The sequence below is a fragment of the Streptomyces sp. AC627_RSS907 genome (genome assembly GCF_019049165.1).
Genome location: NZ_JAGMUE010001367.1, coordinates 1 through 597, shown reverse-complemented (window position 1 = coordinate 597; position 597 = coordinate 1). Strand labels below are relative to the sequence as shown.

General features: G+C 71.5%; 1 pseudogene. It reads right to left on the bottom strand.

Annotated elements, in window-relative coordinates:
- A pseudogene (locus KUM32_RS41960) lies at window positions 1–597 on the bottom strand (hypothetical protein); the annotation flags it as partial.

Genomic DNA, 597 nt, shown 5'->3' with positions numbered 1-597 from the left:
GCCCGGGCGGTAGCCCGGCGGCGGCGGCCCCCAACCGGCCGCCGCCCCAGGGACAGGGCCGGGGCCGGGGCCGGGCGAGGCCAGCGCGAGGAGTGCCACCAGACCGGCGAGGAGTTCCACGAAGGGCATGTACAGGAACAACTCGCCACGCAGATGGCCGAAGTGGTCGAGCTCTAGATAACGCGATACGCCACTGACCCCGTGGGCGGTGACCAGGACGGCGGCGATCAGGACGAGCGGTCGGGCGTGGGGGGCGCGACTCGGGCCCCGGGCGCCCGCCGCGAGCGCGATCAGCGTCACGGTCCAGGCGGACCAGATGTAGGGCTGGTCGAGGAGCGAGAAGAGAAACTGCTCTCCGACGAGAAATTGTTCGTAGTTCTCCCAGCCCGATTGCAGCAGGAAATCGATCTGCCAAACGATCAGCAGGAGACCAATGCCGCGCAGAACGGCGGACGCCCTGCCCCTCCTGCCCGGCGGGGGCCCGGCGGGCCGCGTCAGTGGAGCCGCTCCGTCCCCCGAGGCGAACGCCGGCGACGCCTGCCGGTCGACCTCATGCGAGCGGGCGACCGCCACCAGCACCATCACGCTGGCCAACAC